Raw genomic sequence first — 16,923 nt, 5'->3', positions numbered from 1 at the left:
AATTTTCGGCGAATGTCGTCTTCATAGTATAACCAGATTGCTTGGGGTTATATGGTCAAGTGAAGAAGCGCATACGGTGGATGCCTTGGCAGTCAGAGGCGATGAAAGACGTGGTAGCCTGCGAAAAGCTTCGGGGAGTCGGCAAACAGACTTTGATCCGGAGATGTCTGAATGGGGGAACCCACCTAACATAAGTTAGGTATCTTAAGCTGAATACATAGGCTTAAGAAGCGAACCAGGGAACTGAAACATCTAAGTACCCTGAGGAAAAGAAATCAACCGAGATTCCCTTAGTAGTGGCGAGCGAACGGGGACCAGCCCTTAAGCTGTATTGATGTTAGCGGAACGCTCTGGAAAGTGCGGCCATAGTGGGTGATAGCCCTGTACGCGAAAACATCTTTACAGTGAAATCGAGTAGGACGGAGCACGAGAAACTTTGTCTGAATATGGGGGGACCATCCTCCAAGGCTAAATACTACTGACTGACCGATAGTGAACTAGTACCGTGAGGGAAAGGCGAAAAGAACCCCGGAGAGGGGAGTGAAATAGATCCTGAAACCGTATGCGTACAAGCAGTGGGAGCCTACTTTGTTGGGTGACTGCGTACCTTTTGTATAATGGGTCAGCGACTTATTTTCAGTGGCAAGCTTAACCGAATAGGGGAGGCGTAGCGAAAGCGAGTCTTAATAGGGCGTCTAGTCGCTGGGAATAGACCCGAAACCGGGCGATCTATCCATGGGCAGGTTGAAGGTTGGGTAACACTAACTGGAGGACCGAACCGACTACCGTTGAAAAGTTAGCGGATGACCTGTGGATCGGAGTGAAAGGCTAATCAAGCTCGGAGATAGCTGGTTCTCCTCGAAAGCTATTTAGGTAGCGCCTCATGTATCACTGTAGGGGTAGAGCACTGTTTCGGCTAGGGGGTCATCCCGACTTACCAAACCGATGCAAACTCCGAATACCTACAAGTGCCGAGCATGGGAGACACACGGCGGGTGCTAACGTCCGTCGTGAAAAGGGAAACAACCCAGACCGTCAGCTAAGGTCCCAAAGTTATGGTTAAGTGGGAAACGATGTGGGAAGGCTTAGACAGCTAGGAGGTTGGCTTAGAAGCAGCCACCCTTTAAAGAAAGCGTAATAGCTCACTAGTCGAGTCGGCCTGCGCGGAAGATTTAACGGGGCTCAAACCATACACCGAAGCTACGGGTATCACTTAGGTGATGCGGTAGAGGAGCGTTCTGTAAGCCTGTGAAGGTGAGTTGAGAAGCTTGCTGGAGGTATCAGAAGTGCGAATGCTGACATGAGTAACGATAATGGGTGTGAAAAACACCCACGCCGAAAGACCAAGGTTTCCTGCGCAACGTTAATCGACGCAGGGTTAGTCGGTCCCTAAGGCGAGGCTGAAAAGCGTAGTCGATGGAAAACAGGTTAATATTCCTGTACTTCTGGTTATTGCGATGGAGGGACGGAGAAGGCTAGGCCAGCTTGGCGTTGGTTGTCCAAGTTTAAGGTGGTAGGCTGGAATCTTAGGTAAATCCGGGATTCTAAGGCCGAGAGCTGATGACGAGTTGTCTTTTAGACAACGAAGTGGTTGATGCCATGCTTCCAAGAAAAGCTTCTAAGCTTCAGGTAACCAGGAACCGTACCCCAAACCGACACAGGTGGTTGGGTAGAGAATACCAAGGCGCTTGAGAGAACTCGGGTGAAGGAACTAGGCAAAATGGCACCGTAACTTCGGGAGAAGGTGCGCCGGTGAGGGTGAAGCATTTACTGCGTAAGCCCACGCCGGTCGAAGATACCAGGCCGCTGCGACTGTTTATTAAAAACACAGCACTCTGCAAACACGAAAGTGGACGTATAGGGTGTGACGCCTGCCCGGTGCCGGAAGGTTAATTGATGGGGTTAGCTAACGCGAAGCTCTTGATCGAAGCCCCGGTAAACGGCGGCCGTAACTATAACGGTCCTAAGGTAGCGAAATTCCTTGTCGGGTAAGTTCCGACCTGCACGAATGGCGTAACGATGGCGGCGCTGTCTCCACCCGAGACTCAGTGAAATTGAAATCGCTGTGAAGATGCAGTGTATCCGCGGCTAGACGGAAAGACCCCGTGAACCTTTACTATAGCTTTGCACTGGACTTTGAATTTGCTTGTGTAGGATAGGTGGGAGGCTTTGAAGTGTGGACGCCAGTCTGCATGGAGCCAACCTTGAAATACCACCCTGGCAACTTTGAGGTTCTAACTCAGGTCCGTTATCCGGATCGAGGACAGTGTATGGTGGGTAGTTTGACTGGGGCGGTCTCCTCCTAAAGAGTAACGGAGGAGTACGAAGGTGCGCTCAGACCGGTCGGAAATCGGTCGTAGAGTATAAAGGCAAAAGCGCGCTTGACTGCGAGACAGACACGTCGAGCAGGTACGAAAGTAGGTCTTAGTGATCCGGTGGTTCTGTATGGAAGGGCCATCGCTCAACGGATAAAAGGTACTCCGGGGATAACAGGCTGATACCGCCCAAGAGTTCATATCGACGGCGGTGTTTGGCACCTCGATGTCGGCTCATCACATCCTGGGGCTGAAGCCGGTCCCAAGGGTATGGCTGTTCGCCATTTAAAGTGGTACGCGAGCTGGGTTTAGAACGTCGTGAGACAGTTCGGTCCCTATCTGCCGTGGACGTTTGAGATTTGAGAGGGGCTGCTCCTAGTACGAGAGGACCGGAGTGGACGAACCTCTGGTGTTCCGGTTGTCACGCCAGTGGCATTGCCGGGTAGCTATGTTCGGGAAAGATAACCGCTGAAAGCATCTAAGCGGGAAACTTGCCTCAAGATGAGATCTCACTGGAACCTTGAGTTCCCTAAAGGGCCGTCGAAGACTACGACGTTGATAGGTTGGGTGTGTAAGCGCTGTGAGGCGTTGAGCTAACCAATACTAATTGCCCGTGAGGCTTGACCATATAACACCCAAGCAATTTGCGCCCTTGAACACAAGAGCCTGCAAGTTGCGGTGTGTGAAGACGATACAAACCGAAAGTTTGCGACTCACAAAACACCACTCTATTACATACCCATTCGCTGGAGCGTGAACCGAAAGGTAAACGACCTGGCTACCGAATTTCTTGACGACCATAGAGCATTGGAACCACCTGATCCCATCCCGAACTCAGTAGTGAAACGATGCATCGCCGATGGTAGTGTGGGGTTTCCCCATGTGAGAGTAGGTCATCGTCAAGATTAAATTCCAAAATCCCTGTCTGCTCACGCAGACGGGGATTTTGTTTTTATAGAAGTCCCAAGTTTTCGCAGGTACGTTTTGATAACGGATCTGCCACAGAATTTCTTGACGACCATAGAGCATTGGAACCACCTGATCCCATCCCGAACTCAGTAGTGAAACGATGCATCGCCGATGGTAGTGTGGGGTTTCCCCATGTGAGAGTAGGTCATCGTCAAGATTGAATTCCGAAACCCCTGTCTGCTTACGCAGACAGGGGTTTTGTTTTTGCGCGACGTAAATCCTCAGCGCACATCAATTTTCTAGCCCCTCTCCAATACCACTCCAGAAAGCCGCGCTTGCGCTTTCGTCGGAATAAACACATTGCCAGTAAAAGTGGCTAAGTATTCCGCACATGGTGCCGACAGCCTGTTAAGCACTGCGTGCGTGCAGAGCCGCCCAAAGGCGGCTTGTGCGGCTACTCGGGATATCGCCCCGTACGCATCCTCCCTATTGGCATAAGAAGTCCCATGCTATGAATCTCAAGTTCAGCCATAAAATCCTTTTGGCCGCTTCAGGCGTCGTGGTTCTGGCGTTTGCGTTATTCACTTTGTACAACGACTACCTGCAGCGGGATACGATCAAGCAAAACATCGAATCCTCGGTGCAGCAGTCTGGCAACCTGACAGCCAGCAGCGTTCAGAATTGGCTCAGTGGCCGCATCCTGGTACTGGAGAGCCTTGCACAAAACATTGCCCACCAAGGCGCTCAGGCTGACCTCCCTGGGTTGGTCGACCAGCGTGCATTCACCTCTAACTTCCAGTTCACCTACGTCGGGCAAGCAAATGGGGTATTTACCCAACGCCCTGATGCCAACATGCCTGAAGGTTATGACCCCCGCGAGCGCGCTTGGTACAAGCAGGCTGTAAACGCAGGTCAAACCATGCTCACGCCACCTTACATGGCAGCTGTGGGTGGACTGATTGTGACCATCGCCATGCCAGTCAAAAAAGGCGGTGAGTTGCTGGGTGTAGTGGGGGGCGACTTGAGCCTGGACAGCCTGGTCAAAATCATTAACTCGGTCGACACAGGTGGCCTGGGTTACGCATTTTTGGTGAGTGGTGATGGTCAGGTCATCGTCAGTCCGGATAAAGATCAGGTCATGAAAAACCTGAAGGATATCTACCCGTCCAGTTCCCTGCGGATCGAGAAGGGTATCCAGGAAGTGAAGCTCAATGGTCAGGAGCGGATCATTGCCTTTACCCCGGTGACGGGCCTGCCGTCTGCTGATTGGTACATTGGCCAATCGATAGACAAAGACAAGGCTTACGCACCGCTGTCCAAGTTCCGCACATCTGCACTGATTGCGATGTTTATTGCCGTGGCAGCGATTGCGTTGCTGCTGAGCTTGTTGATCCAGGTCTTGATGCGCCCGCTGACTACCATGGGCCGTGCGATGCAGGACATCGCCCAGGGTGAAGGTGATTTGACGCGTCGCCTGGTGATTGAGAACAAGGATGAATTCGGCGAGTTGGCCGGCTCGTTCAACCAGTTTGTAGAGCGTATTCACGCGTCAATCAGTGAGGTGTCCTCAGCCACCCGCCAGGTGCATGACTTGTCCCATCGCGTGATGGCATCGTCCAACGCATCCATTGTCGGTTCGGACGAGCAGAGTGCTCGCACCAACAGCGTAGCCGCAGCCATCAACGAGCTGGGTGCCGCTACCCAGGAAATCGCCCGCAACGCCGCAGACGCATCACAGCATGCCAGCGGTGCCAGCGAGCAGGCAGATGATGGTCGTAAAGTTGTTGAGCAGACCATTCAGGCCATGACCGAGCTGTCGCAGAAAATCAGCTTGTCGTGTGCGCAAATTGAAACGCTGAATGCCAGTACCGACAATATTGGCCACATTTTGGATGTGATCAAAGGTATCTCGCAGCAAACCAACTTGTTGGCCCTCAACGCAGCCATTGAGGCAGCGCGTGCGGGCGAAGCGGGACGAGGCTTTGCCGTGGTGGCAGATGAGGTGCGCAACCTCGCTCACCGCACTCAGGAGTCGGCAGAGGAGATACACAAAATGATCACCTCGCTGCAAGTGGGGTCCCGTGAAGCAGTCAGCACCATGAATGCGAGCCAGGTTTCCAGCGAGGAAAGCGTAGAGGTGGCCAATCAGGCGGGTGCTCGTTTGATCAGCGTGACCCAGCGTATCGAGGAAATCGACGGTATGAACCAGTCGGTTGCCGCCGCTACCGAGGAGCAAACCGCCGTGGTCGAAACTCTCAATGTGGATATCAACCAGATCAATCTGCTCAATCAGCAAGGTGTGGTGAATCTCAACGAAACCCTCAAGGACTGCGATGCGCTGTCGCAGCAAGCCAGCCGCCTCAAGCAATTGGTCGACAGCTTCAAAATCTGAGGCGCGGATCAATAATGAGTTACCCACATCCCTGGCATTTTAAATGTCAGGGCTGTTTTGCTTTCTGTGTATCCAGATAGTGGGTTATGGCCTTTACGCCGCGTTGCAGATGCGACTCAAGCTCCGCAATGCACGCTTCGATATCTCGGGCTCGGGCGTGATGCAACAACGCTCGGTGATCGTCCTGGCATAACTTGCCAAGGTTCATTTGCTTAAGGTTAAAGCGCAGAAAGCGCTCTTCTTCAATAAGCCCTGTCTCAATTAACGCCAACAGTTTCTTATTCGGTGCCTTGCAGTAAAGCGTCTGATGAAATTGCCGGTTGAGTGTGCCGATTTTGCCGAAATCTGTTTCGACTTCGAGCGCCTCGATATAGCCCTCGGCCGCTTCAAAATCTTCGTCAGCCAACAATGGCACTGAAAGGCGTAGCGCTTGAGCTTCGAGCAATAAACGCAGCTCATAAGCGTGCAGCGAGTTGTCTTCTATCAAAGGGGCAACCACGGCTCCTTTGTATTGCACAACCTGCAACAGGCTTTGGGCTTCAAGTTGACGCAATGCCTCGCGAACTGGCATGCGGCTCACGCCAAATAGTTGTGCCAATGCCTCTTGGCGAATCGCAGTGCCACATGGCAAGCGCCCATCAAGAATAGCGTTGCGCAAGGTCTCTTCAATCACCGGTCGCGCCAAATGAGCGGGTATGGGGCCTGAGACAACTATGCTGCTTAGAGGATTGTTTTTGACGGTCACGTTGGGATTACCTGCACCGAAAGTTCAGCACGCTTGTTTGGATCCAATTCAAGTTAGGTAGTGACCCGATCCCTGTCAAACCTCGTTACGTCTAGTTTAGCGTGACTGCCAAAAAAGAGATTGCACGGTGCCACTATCTTTCTTGTTCAGGACCCTCCAGCACGCTCCCCTTTGTTGTGGTCTGGCCCTACAATCGCCGGAGTTAAAGCTGCCCAAATCGCAGCCTCAATGCACAGCAGGTGAAGGATGGGCGTACTCAGCAAAAACGACGTAGGTGAACAGGGGCTTCAACTACCTGCATCGTCCCGCAGTGCACTGACCCGACTGGTTCGCCAGCCGTGGTTGTGGTGTATTTTGCTATTGGCCTCAGGGGTACGGTTTTACGGTTTCACGACCTCTGCCATTTGGTGTGACGAGGGCTCCAGCCTGATGCTGAGCGACTACTCGCTCCCCGGTATCTGGTTTCATGCGGCGCACGATGTTCACCCACCTTTGTACTTCATGCTGTTGCACGGCTGGATAGCGCTGTTTGGTGACAGCCTGGTCTCGATTCGCACCCTGAGTGTACTGCCCGGTATCGCGACGGTATTGCTGGGGATATGGCTGGTACGGCTGATAGCCACTCAAAGGGCTGCGTTGCTGGCGGGCCTTCTGTTAGCACTGCTGCCGATCGCCGTACGCTACAGCCAGGAAGTACGAATGTACTCGTTATTGGGCATGTGGCTGATCGCAGCGACTATCGCATTGGTGTACTGGGTCAAGGCACCGCACAAAAGCCGCTATCTGGCCGTCTACACCGTGCTGATGGCGGCCGCGTTCTACACCCATTACTTCACCGCTTTCTGCGTGATCGCCCATTGGTTGTACCTGCTGCTCAGTGGCCGAAGCACGGGATGGCTGATCAAGCGCCCAGCCTGGTGGCTGGCCAACGCGGTCATTGTGTTGTTGTTTTTGCCATGGCTTCCCGGCCTTATCGACCTGCTGCAACACATGGATGAACTCAAGGCTGGCGGTGATGTGGGCTGGGAGCCTGCTGTCGAGGCCCGCTCCTTGCCAGCCATGATGTGGCAGTTTTTGCTTCAGGACGAAGGCGACAACCTCCCTTGGCCGCTGTTCTGGCTGGCACCGGTGTCGCTCTGTGCCGGGATAGTGTGGATGGCGGTACGTGACGCCACGCCGAATAAATTTCGCACGCTCGTGGCGACTTATACGCTTGTACCCATATTGGCGATCTTCGCGCTGTCATTCATCTCGCCGCTGTTCATCGAGCGGTATCTGATGTTCGCGGCACTTGGCTTGCCACTGCTGGCCGGTATCGCAATTGACCACCTGCTCAAACACCGGCGCGCATTGGCTATCGCACTGCTGGCACTGTTTATCGGTACTGAGACAGTGGGTTTGCGCAGCAATTTCAGCGACGAAGCTGATCATTTTGACCGTCTGGTTGAGCGTGTGAACCAACAGTTCCAGCCCGGTGACCGAATCGTCGTCAGTGACCTGTTCTGGTACTTCAGCTACGTCTACTACAACAAGACCGGGTTTCAGCCCATGCTCTATACGCCCCCCTTGGAGGATGGCGCATCCGGGCGTCCGAATGACTATGGCTTTGGCACGTTGGTGAATGCTCACGGCAAAAAAATCTATGTGGATCGCCTGAGCGACCTGCAACCAGGAACGGGCCGTATCTGGTTGATCAGCAGCAAAGTGCAACCGGATGATTTCAGCACTATCCCCGCGGATTGGCACAAAGCGCAGGACTTGGCCGTCGATGACACGCAGGCTCGACTATATTTGACCTGCACCGCCGCCGAATGCGGCAGACAACCTGAACGGAGCCAACTCGATGCAAGCGCCAACCCATAGCCTCCCATCGTTGTTCAAGCAACTGGGGCTGCCGTCCAGCCCCGAAGATATTGAAAAATTTGTCACCACCCACTCGCCACTCAAACCTGATCTGAAGCTTGAAGATGCGTTTTTCTGGACACCCTCCCAAGCGGCATTCTTGCGTGAAGAGCAGCTTGAAGATGCGGATTGGGCTGAAATCGTCGATCAATTGAACTTGATGCTGCGCACAAAGCCGATCGCAGGTAAGTAGAAATAACTAGCAACACTTGACTGTGATCATCTGGCCGCGCAATATTAATAGTTAGCAAACTAACATTATGTGACGCATCTTGCCTGACACTCTCGATCTACTGCAAATGAGCATCAGCACCGGCATGGTGGTTGCGACTCGCCATTGGCGTCGTGTCTGCCAGGCCACGCTGGTCAATTATGGGATTTCCGAAGCCTGCGCCATGCCGCTGCTAATTATCGGCCGCTTGGGGGCAGGGGTGAGACAGGTCACCGTGGCCCATGCCGCCGGAATGGAAAGCCCTTCGTTGGTGCGTTTGCTTGATCAATTGTGTAAGGCCGGCTATGTGCGTCGCTGTGAAGATGCCAGCGACCGCCGGGCTAAAACCTTGAGCCTGACCGATAGTGGGCGGGCGTTGGTGCAATCGATTGAAGCCCAGCTTGTACAACTGCGACAGGCTGCGCTGGCCGATGTTTCAGTAGCTGATCAGGAAGCTGCATTGCGCGTCATCAAAGCCTTCGAAGCGGCCGTTCGATTGCCAGATGGAGCCGCATCTTGAACGGTTTTTTCAGCAACCTGCCCCCTGCCCGTGACTGGTTCTATGGGGTACGCACCTTCGCCGCGTCGATGATCGCGCTGTATATCGCATTGCTGATGGAAATGCCCCGCCCATATTGGGCGATGGCCACGGTATATATCGTCTCCAGTCCCTTTGTCGGGCCAACCAGTTCCAAAGCAGTTTACCGCGCCCTGGGCACTCTGATCGGCGCTGCAGCTGCGGTGTTTTTTGTTCCGTTATTTGTGCAAACGCCGTTTTTACTGGTGCTGGTGATCGCGCTCTGGACCGGCATTCTGCTGTTCCTGTCGCTCCACCTGCGCACCGCCAACAGCTACGTACTCATGCTTGCCGGTTACACCATGCCCATGATCGCTTTGCCGATTGTGGATAACCCGCTGAACGTCTTCGACATCGCGGTCTCGCGTACCGAAGAAATCATGCTCGGCATCGTCTGCGCAGCCGTAGTTGGCAGCATGTTCTGGCCTCGCCGCCTGACCCCGGTTTTCATCGACTCGGCTGCCAAGTGGTTTGCCGATGCGAGCAATTACAGCAAGCACTTTCTGGCCCGCGACGTAGAGCCGAGCAAAGCCAGCGGCCTGCGGGCATCGATGGTCACAACGTTCAACAGCCTCGAAATGATGATCGGCCAACTGTCCCATGAGGGCGCGCATCCGCAGACGGTGCGTAATACCAAAGAGCTGCGTGGGCGAATGATCCACTTGTTACCCGTGGTCGACGCCCTGGACGACGCACTCTATGCGCTGGAGCGTCGCGCACCTGAACTGCTCGACAGAGTCACGCCTTTGCTCGATCACGCTCAGGCGTGGCTTGAAAGCACCCGTCATGGTGCTCCGATCCAGCAATGGCAAGCGTTGCGCCATGAACTCGAAGCGTTGCAGCCCAGCGCAGCGGCGCTGGACGATCGCCGCCAGCTGGTGTTTTCCAACGTGTTGTATCGGTTAGGTGAGTGGATCGACCTGTGGCAGGACTGCCGCAGCCTGCAAGAAGCTATCTCGACCGGCAGCCAAGACATGTGGCGTGCGGTTTACCGGCACTGGCGTCTGGGCCGGCTGACGCCGTTTCTCGATCGTGGGCTGATGCTCTATTCGGCTTTTTCCACGGTGACCGCGATTGTCGTGGCCTCCGTGCTGTGGATATTGCTCGGTTGGACCGACGGTGCCAGCGCGGTGATTCTAGCGGCCGTGGCCTGCAGCTTCTTTGCGGCGATGGACGACCCTGCCCCGCAGATTTACCGGTTCTTTTTCTGGACCTCGCTGTCGGTACTGTTTGCCAGCCTGTATTTGTTTGTAATCCTGCCCAATCTGCACGATTTTCCGATGCTGGTACTCGCGTTCGCCGTGCCGTTTATCTGCGTTGGCACCCTGACGGTACAACCGCGCTTTTACTTGGGTACGTTGCTGACCATCGTCAACACAGCCTCGTTTATCAGCATTCAAGGGGCCTACGATGCAGACTTCATGGTGTTTATGAACGCCAACCTGGCAGGCCCCGTCGGCCTGTTGTTTGCCTTTGTCTGGACCTTGATTGCGCGTCCGTTCGGTGCCGAGCTGGCAGCCAAGCGCCTGACGCGCTTCAGCTGGCGCGACATCGTTAGCCTGACCCAACCGGCAACCCTGGCCGAGCACCGGCAAATGGGCGTGCAAATGCTTGATCGCCTGATGCAGCACTTGCCGCGTCTAGCCTTGACCGGGCAAGACACCGGCAGCGCCCTGCGCGACCTGCGGGTGGCGCTCAATCTTCTGGATCTGCTGGCCTATGCGCCAAGGGTCACGGGAGAGCCACAACGGTTGTTGCGTCAGGTGGTGAACGATGTGGGCGAATACTTTTGCGCATGCCTGAAGGCAGGTGAGCGTTTGCCTATGCCCCTGGGCCTGCAAATGACCATGGACCGCACCCGCCGCGCGCTCAACGCCAACGACCTGCAAGACGAAGGCGAGGCGCGGGTGCATCTGCTGCATGCCCTGAGCGGGCTGCGTCTGGCCCTACTGCCAGGCGTTGAATTTATTGTTGATAACGATGATCTGCCACACACCCAGGCCCAGAGTATTGATGGAGCGCCGCTATGATCGGTGACGTAGATATCAGCGGAGTGTTCCTGCCCACGCTCTTGGTGTTGATGGGCATCACCTACTTGTTGTTTTTGGTGGTTCACGCGTTACTCACGCGTGTGCACTTTTACCGTCTGGTCTGGCACCGGGCTTTGTTCAACGTCGGTCTCTACGCTCTGCTACTCGGCGTTGTGGATTCGTTTAGTCGATATCTGATGACATGAAAAAACCTTTACTGACCTTGGGCCGTGTCGTTCTCACCTTGCTGGTGGTGACGTTTGCCTGCGTCGTGGTCTGGCGCATGACCATGTATTACATGTTTGCTCCCTGGACACGCGACGCTCACATCCGCGCCGACATTGTGCAAATTGCCCCTGACGTGTCGGGCCTGATCAAGCAGGTGGATGTGCGCGACAACCAGCCTGTCACCCGTGACCAGGTGCTGTTTGTCATCGACCAGGAGCGTTTCAAGCTGGCGTTGCGCCAAGCTGAAGCAGCAGTCGCTGACCGCCAGGAGACCTTGGCCCAGGCCCAACGTGAAAGCCGCCGTAACAAGGGATTGGGCAATCTGGTCGCCCGTGAACAACTGGAAGAAAGCCAGTCCCGTGAAATGCGTGCCCAATCTGCACTTACTGAAGCTCAAGTGGCTGTGGACAGTGCCAAGCTCAACCTGGAGCGCACTGTTGTGCGCAGCCCGGTCGATGGTTATGTCAACGATCGGGCGCCACGGGTCAATGAGTTCGTCACCGCAGGTCGACCAGTGTTGGCGATTGTCGACAGCAGCTCGTTCCATATCGACGGTTATTTTGAAGAGACCAAACTCGACGGCATCCATGTCGGTCAGAGCGTTGATATCCGCGTGATTGGCGACAATGCCCGGTTGCGCGGTCATGTCGAAAGCATCGTGGCGGGTATTGAAGACCGTGACCGTACCAGCGGCCAGAACCTGCTCCCCAACGTCAACCCGGCGTTCAGCTGGGTACGGCTGGCGCAGCGGATTCCGGTGCGCATCGTGTTTGACGACGTGCCTGAGGATTTCCGCATGATCGCCGGGCGCACCGCGACAGTGTCGATCATCGACGACTCGGCCAAGGCCAAACCTGCCCCGGAGAGCGCGCGATGAAAGCCGTTCACCTGGCAGCCGTAGGGCTGGGTTTGCTGCTGTCCGGTTGCCAGTTGCTTGGCCCTGATTACCAGTTGCCCAAAGACGCGGCGATGCAACGCCCGGATTTGCAGGGCGAGTTTGCAGGCGAGGGTGCCAACGTGGTGTCCGCGCCAATTCCCGATGACTGGTGGAAGCTCTATCAAGACCCCAAACTCAATGAGTTGGTGCGCCAGGCGCTGGCTTCCAACACCGATTTACGGGTCGCGGCGGCGAACCTGTCGCGGGCGCGGGCTCAGGTTGAGCAAGCGCAGTCGGCTGGTGGCTGGAGCGGTTCGGTGAAGGCGGGCGCGCAGCGTCTGCAAGAGTCTGGCGAAGCTTTTTTGCTGGCGGATAAAGTGCCGGTGGCCAACGTCGGCGATCTGGGTATCAGCACCTCATACCAGTTCGACCTGTGGGGGACCTTGCAGCGCGGCATCGAGGCGGCCCAGGCCAATGCGGACGCTACCCAGGCTGCGGCGGACACCGCTCGAATCACCGTGGTTGCAGACGTCGTGCGTGCTTATACGCAAGTGTGCGCGGCCAACGAAGAGCGCCATATCGCGCAAGAATCACTGCAACTGCAATCCCAAAGTACGACCCTGATCCAGCGCCTGCGTGATGCTGGTCGAGGCGATGAAACCCAGGTCACGCGCTCCGAAACCCAATTCAGATCCTTGCGCGCCGAACTGCCGCGCTACGAAGCGCTGCGCCAATCGGGGCTGTTTCGATTGTCGATGTTGCTGGCCAAACCGCTGGACCAACTGCCAGCGGCTGTGAGCAGTTGTGCCGAGTTGCCGCACATCGTGCAGCTGTTGCCTGTGGGCGATGGAGCCGCGCTGCTCAAGCGCCGCCCGGACGTGCGTCAGGCTGAGCGCCATCTGGCGGCAGCGACCGCCGAGATCGGCGTAGCCACAGGCTCCCTGTATCCGGACATCAGCATCGGTGCCAGCATTGGTACAGTGGGGCTTCTGGAAAACCTGGGGACGGCCCCGACCAACCGCTGGGGCTTTGGCCCGCTGTTGAGCTGGACCATTCCGACTAACGGTTCGCGAGCGCGAATCCGCGAAGCCGAGGCTATCACCCAAGGTGCATTGGCCAAGTTCGATGGCGTGGTACTCAACGCCATCCGTGAAACCCAGACCAGCCTCGTGCAGTACACCGCCTTGCTCCAACGCCGCGATGCGCTGGCCGAGGCCGGAGAATCGGCCAAAACCGCTGCCGAGCAAACCCACCAGTTCTTCCAGGCCGGGCGCGAATCGTTCCTTGCCGACCTGCAAGCCACGCGCACCTACACCGATGTACGCGCACAGTTGGCCACGGCCAACACCCAGGTTGCCATGAGTCAGATCGATCTGTTTTTGGCCCTGGGTGGCGGCTGGGAAAGTGGACGAACGCAAGCCCCTGCAAGCGCGAAACCCTGACAGCGTTGCTATGCTCTGAGTTATCGGTATCAGAACGATGGCTCAGGGCGTCTGCGGGTCTCTATAGCCCTCCTCATCGTGCAGACCATGCCTGATGGGGATACTAATAATGAAAAACCCTTATGCTCCCGGTTTCTGGTGTGCAGTGGCGGCAGTAGTACTGCTTTCGGCGACGTATTTCTACGGCATCATGCTGGCGCACCAAATCGACAAGGCGATGATCTTCCTCGACAGCGTCAGTGCCCTGATCGCCGTGCTGGCCATCGTGGTTGTGGCCTGTGCCTCGGTTCAAACCCGCCAAATCAAAAAGCGCCAGATCGCCCAAGGCCAGACCCGGGTTCTGATCTGGGACACCAAAGTCGCGCTACGTCGGGTCGAGACGGTATTCGATCGCTATTTCTGGGGCAGCTACTGGCAACCGGGCCGTACCTTCCAGGAGTTCATGGGCGAACTCACCGGCACCCCGCTGGAAAAAAGTCTCGATGCCTTGAAAACCCAATGCCTGAAACTCGACAAGGCCCTGCCATCCGAAGAACGCCAATGGCTCGACCACGCACGAGAGCTATCGGATGTCGCGGCAGCGATGGCCCGTGAGCGCTATCAACTGGATTATTCGGACGTTTCCTTCAACTCTGTAGGTGAAACCTGCATTGATCACGATCTGGAAGTTCTGGTGTACACCTGGAGCGCCAGCCTCAAGAGCTTTGACCATCAACTTGACGAAATAGACCAACATTACGCCCAGCCGGCATGAGGTCTGGCGTCACTCAAGAACAGCGCTTGCGCTGTTGCCAGTGTTAACCTGCTATCACTTTCGGCCCATGACGGGCTTGGCAAAGACCGCATTTTCTTTCAACACAACGGACATTGAACGGGTCAATTGATGAATAAACCATTAGGCGTACTGGCTGGGATTGTAGTTGTTGCAGGGGCACTGAACACTGCTGGTGCGTGGTACACCGGTACTAAACTCGAGGGTGTGCTGCAGACCTCGATTCAGCAGACCAACCAGGAGTTGGCGAAGCAACTGCAAGGCTCCACCACTCACGGCACGATCGAACTGGTTACCCTTGATCGCCACCTCTATAGCAGTACCGCGCACTACCGCCTGAAAATTCAGGACGAGGCTTCGGGCCCTGAAGCTCCGCCGCTGGAACTGCTGTTTGTGGACAACATCGAGCATGGCCCGTTGCCGTGGTCGCGCATCAAGACGTTCAAGTGGATGCCAGTAATGGCGGTCAGCAATTACGCGCTGGAAAAAACCCCGTTTACTGAAAAATGGTTTGCCGCAGCCAAGGATCAGGCACCGCTCAAAGGCCAGGTCACGCTGGGTTACAACCGCTCGGTTGATGGTCAAATGGAGCTGCTGGCACTGGAGGCCAAGCTGGACGAGAACTCCAGCATCAGTTTCTCGGGGCTGACCATGGATGTTCAGGCCGATGCCGACGGCCAAAATATCAAAGCCAAAGGCTACATGGATCACCTCAAGATCAATGCAGCCTCGCTTGATAAGCCGCCAGTAGTGGTCGAGCTCAATGGTCTGACCTTGGCCAGCGACCTGAATAAAAGCGCCTATGGTTTTTATCTCGGCCAGAACGTGCTGGAGCTGACCGAAGGCCAATTGACCTTTGGCGTTGCTCAATCAGTAGCCAAAATCAAGAACTTCGAATACGCGGGTTCTGCTTCCGCCAATGGCAGTCTGTTGTCCGGGCGTCTGACCTACAACGTGGGCGACATCACCCTGGACGGCAAGCCAGTGGGTAGCGCGCAAATGGTCATGACTGCCAGCAGCCTGGACATTCCGGCCATGCAAGCACTGTTGCAGATCTACCAGACCAAGTTCCAGCCTCAAGCTGACGGCACCTTGCCGCAAACGCCGCTGACCCCGGCCGAGCAAGTCCTGATGCAGGCGCAGGTTGAAAAACTGCTGGCCGGTAACCCGCAGCTGGCGCTGGAAAAACTCACGGTCAAGACGGCCAATGGCGAAAGCCAGTTCAATGTGGCCGTGAGCCTGGCCAAGCCGGCTTCGTTTGAGCTGCCGCCTGTCGAAGTCACCAAGCAGATGCTGACCACGCTGGATGCAAAGCTGCTGCTTTCCAAGCCGATGATTGCTGACTTGTCGGCTGTTCAGGCACAACTTGTCGGTCAAACTGATCCGCAAGCCGTTGCCAAAATGGCCAGCATGAACAGCGAGATGGCAGGTGTGATGGCGGTGCAAACCGGGCTGGCCAAGGTGGACGGCAACAACATCCTGGCATCGCTCAACTATGCGGCGGGCCAAGTGGACCTCAATGGTCAGAAGATGAGCCTTGAAGAGTTCATCACTGCAATGACGACCCGCTTTGGCGGTGTAGCCGCGCAGTAATAACCCTGTAGCTGCAGATCCAGTGCAGGAACGGGCTTGCCCGACTCCCGCACTGGATTTATGCCGTAGCCAACGCTCGTATTTCGAGTCACGCCAGCTCAGGCAACAAGGTCTTGGCAAACACAAAGCACAACTTGTTGCCCTCCGGGTCGCGGCAATACGCACCGTAATAGTCGTCACCATATTGCGGACGCTTGCCGGGTGGGCCCTCATCAGTTCCGCCCATTTGCATAGCCGTCTGCCATGCCGCATCAACTTGCTCGACCGAATGCGCGCCAAAACTGACCTGCACGCCATTACCCCAAGTCGCGGGCAATCCATTGATTGGCAATTGAATGTAGAACTGCGGCCAATAATGCTCAGGGCGGTGCCACCCGGCCCCTGAAGGGCTGCTGTCCTCTTCATCGAGGCCAAGACGCACCAACCCCAGCGTTGCGAGCACAGCGTCGTAAAACAGGGTCAATGCGGGCACGTCACGTGCACCGATCTGAATATGGCTGAACATGGGTCGTCCTCCGTAACGGGAAGATGGACTGTAGCCAGTTTTGTGCAGACGCGAAAAAACCACGCGCAAATGCACGTCGGGATTACTTAAGAGGGAGGGGGGAGGAAACGCGGTTCCCTTGAACAAGGGAACGCATTTTGGACCGCGTGCAGCAAAATAATGGCGGAGAACGGGGGATTCGAACCCCCGACACCCTTTTGAGGTGTACTCCCTTAGCAGGGGAGCGCCTTCGGCCACTCGGCCAGCTCTCCGCGAAACGCCGCGTATAGTAACCAGCCTTTCGTCAGTTGCCCATAGAAAATTTAATTTGGCTTACAAAGAGCTGAAAAATCCCGAAAAACAGGCGTGTAACGACTTACCGGGTTCTCGGTAGCAGTCAAAAATGCTTGGGAAGATGTTGCTTTCGATCATCGGTTCCCAGGGCG

General features: G+C 55.7%; 12 protein-coding genes, 1 tRNA gene, 3 rRNA genes and 1 pseudogene. 14 read left to right on the top strand and 3 right to left on the bottom strand.

Translation table 11 applies throughout. From position 1 onward, the window contains the following. Nucleotides 1-53: 53 nt before the first annotated feature. The 5 genes and pseudogenes from U5A05_RS23775 (at nt 54) to U5A05_RS24365 (ending at nt 5,616) form a co-directional block, all read left to right on the top strand. Nucleotides 54-2,943 (top strand): 23S ribosomal RNA (locus tag U5A05_RS23775). A 161-nt stretch (nt 2,944-3,104) separates the two neighbouring features. Further along, nucleotides 3,105-3,220: ribosomal RNA gene (gene rrf / locus U5A05_RS23770) — 5S ribosomal RNA — on the top strand. A gap of 105 nt (nt 3,221-3,325) precedes the next feature. Then, nucleotides 3,326-3,441 (top strand): 5S ribosomal RNA (gene rrf, locus U5A05_RS23765). A 294-nt stretch (nt 3,442-3,735) separates the two neighbouring features. Next, nucleotides 3,736-4,761: pseudogene (locus tag U5A05_RS24370) on the top strand (cache domain-containing protein); the annotation flags it as partial. A 69-nt stretch (nt 4,762-4,830) separates the two neighbouring features. Next, nucleotides 4,831-5,616, top strand: a complete 786-nt coding sequence (locus U5A05_RS24365; RefSeq protein WP_395247549.1) for a methyl-accepting chemotaxis protein — start codon at nt 4,831-4,833, stop codon at nt 5,614-5,616. 46 nt (nt 5,617-5,662) lie between these two features. On the opposite strand, the gene U5A05_RS23755 is transcribed toward U5A05_RS24365, so the two are convergent. Continuing rightward, nucleotides 5,663-6,361 carry a GntR family transcriptional regulator gene (locus U5A05_RS23755; RefSeq protein WP_261740259.1) on the bottom strand — a complete coding sequence of 233 codons (699 nt, stop codon included), beginning with the start codon at nt 6,359-6,361 and terminating at the stop codon, nt 5,663-5,665. Nucleotides 6,362-6,607: 246 nt separating this feature from the next. Between U5A05_RS23755 and U5A05_RS23750 the strand changes: the two genes are divergently transcribed. The 9 genes from U5A05_RS23750 (at nt 6,608) to U5A05_RS23710 (ending at nt 15,993) form a co-directional block, all read left to right on the top strand. Continuing rightward, entirely contained in the window at nt 6,608-8,224 is a 1,617-nt protein-coding gene (locus U5A05_RS23750) for a glycosyltransferase family 39 protein (RefSeq protein ID WP_321835108.1), read from the top strand. Beyond that, nucleotides 8,205-8,456 (top strand): DUF2789 domain-containing protein, encoded by a 252-nt coding sequence (locus U5A05_RS23745; RefSeq protein WP_261740257.1) that lies wholly within the window; start codon nt 8,205-8,207, stop codon nt 8,454-8,456. The genes U5A05_RS23750 and U5A05_RS23745 overlap by 20 nt, the downstream gene beginning before the upstream one ends. A gap of 106 nt (nt 8,457-8,562) precedes the next feature. Further along, a complete protein-coding gene (locus tag U5A05_RS23740) occupies nt 8,563-8,994 on the top strand; it encodes a MarR family winged helix-turn-helix transcriptional regulator (protein ID WP_261742520.1) in 432 nt (143 codons plus the stop codon). Further along, nucleotides 8,991-11,081, top strand: a complete 2,091-nt coding sequence (locus U5A05_RS23735; protein ID WP_321835106.1) for an FUSC family protein — start codon at nt 8,991-8,993, stop codon at nt 11,079-11,081. The genes U5A05_RS23740 and U5A05_RS23735 overlap by 4 nt, the downstream gene beginning before the upstream one ends. After that, nucleotides 11,078-11,287, top strand: a complete 210-nt coding sequence (locus U5A05_RS23730; RefSeq protein WP_261740254.1) for a DUF1656 domain-containing protein — start codon at nt 11,078-11,080, stop codon at nt 11,285-11,287. Before U5A05_RS23735 ends, U5A05_RS23730 begins: the two co-directional genes overlap by 4 nt. Further along, nucleotides 11,284-12,186 carry an efflux RND transporter periplasmic adaptor subunit gene (locus tag U5A05_RS23725; RefSeq protein WP_261740253.1) on the top strand — a complete coding sequence of 301 codons (903 nt, stop codon included), beginning with the start codon at nt 11,284-11,286 and terminating at the stop codon, nt 12,184-12,186. Before U5A05_RS23730 ends, U5A05_RS23725 begins: the two co-directional genes overlap by 4 nt. Next, complete coding sequence (locus U5A05_RS23720) at nt 12,183-13,628, top strand: efflux transporter outer membrane subunit (RefSeq protein ID WP_321835103.1); 1,446 nt, start codon at nt 12,183-12,185, stop codon at nt 13,626-13,628. Before U5A05_RS23725 ends, U5A05_RS23720 begins: the two co-directional genes overlap by 4 nt. 109 nt (nt 13,629-13,737) lie before the next feature. After that, nucleotides 13,738-14,382: an NADH:ubiquinone oxidoreductase subunit N gene (locus U5A05_RS23715; RefSeq protein ID WP_261740251.1), complete on the top strand. Its 645-nt coding sequence runs from the start codon at nt 13,738-13,740 to the stop codon at nt 14,380-14,382. Nucleotides 14,383-14,511: 129 nt separating this feature from the next. Further along, on the top strand, nt 14,512-15,993 hold the full coding sequence (locus tag U5A05_RS23710; RefSeq protein WP_321835102.1) for a YdgA family protein: 1,482 nt from the start codon (nt 14,512-14,514) through the stop codon (nt 15,991-15,993). Between the two features lie 88 nt (nt 15,994-16,081). Here U5A05_RS23710 and U5A05_RS23705 read toward each other — a convergent pair whose 3' ends face one another. Both U5A05_RS23705 and U5A05_RS23700 read right to left on the bottom strand, forming a co-directional pair. Next, the gene (locus tag U5A05_RS23705) at nt 16,082-16,498 is read right to left on the bottom strand and encodes a VOC family protein (protein WP_321835101.1); all 417 of its coding nucleotides are present in this window, start codon (nt 16,496-16,498) and stop codon (nt 16,082-16,084) included. A 160-nt stretch (nt 16,499-16,658) separates the two neighbouring features. Continuing rightward, nucleotides 16,659-16,749, bottom strand: a tRNA-Ser gene (locus U5A05_RS23700). Between the last annotated feature and the right edge of the window lie 174 nt (nt 16,750-16,923).

The organism is Pseudomonas kulmbachensis (assembly GCF_963681935.1).
In the GTDB taxonomy this organism is placed as follows: domain Bacteria; phylum Pseudomonadota; class Gammaproteobacteria; order Pseudomonadales; family Pseudomonadaceae; genus Aquipseudomonas; species Aquipseudomonas kulmbachensis.
This window is presented reverse-complemented; position numbering and strand designations above follow the sequence as displayed.

Excerpts from the sequence above, each read along its gene's own strand:
- U5A05_RS23725 (WP_261740253.1), top strand. The coding sequence starts at position 11,284 with ATGAAAAAACCTTTACTGACCTTGGGCCGTGTCGTTCTCACCTTGCTG.
- U5A05_RS23730 (WP_261740254.1), top strand. The coding sequence starts at position 11,078 with ATGATCGGTGACGTAGATATCAGCGGAGTGTTCCTGCCCACGCTCTTG.
- U5A05_RS23740 (WP_261742520.1), top strand. The coding sequence starts at position 8,563 with ATGAGCATCAGCACCGGCATGGTGGTTGCGACTCGCCATTGGCGTCGT.
- U5A05_RS23750 (WP_321835108.1), top strand. The coding sequence starts at position 6,608 with ATGGGCGTACTCAGCAAAAACGACGTAGGTGAACAGGGGCTTCAACTA.
- U5A05_RS24365 (WP_395247549.1), top strand. The coding sequence starts at position 4,831 with ATGGCATCGTCCAACGCATCCATTGTCGGTTCGGACGAGCAGAGTGCT.
- U5A05_RS23705 (WP_321835101.1), bottom strand. The coding sequence starts at position 16,498 with ATGTTCAGCCATATTCAGATCGGTGCACGTGACGTGCCCGCATTGACC.
- U5A05_RS23710 (WP_321835102.1), top strand. The coding sequence starts at position 14,512 with ATGAATAAACCATTAGGCGTACTGGCTGGGATTGTAGTTGTTGCAGGG.
- U5A05_RS23720 (WP_321835103.1), top strand. The coding sequence starts at position 12,183 with ATGAAAGCCGTTCACCTGGCAGCCGTAGGGCTGGGTTTGCTGCTGTCC.
- U5A05_RS23715 (WP_261740251.1), top strand. The coding sequence starts at position 13,738 with ATGAAAAACCCTTATGCTCCCGGTTTCTGGTGTGCAGTGGCGGCAGTA.
- U5A05_RS23745 (WP_261740257.1), top strand. The coding sequence starts at position 8,205 with ATGCAAGCGCCAACCCATAGCCTCCCATCGTTGTTCAAGCAACTGGGG.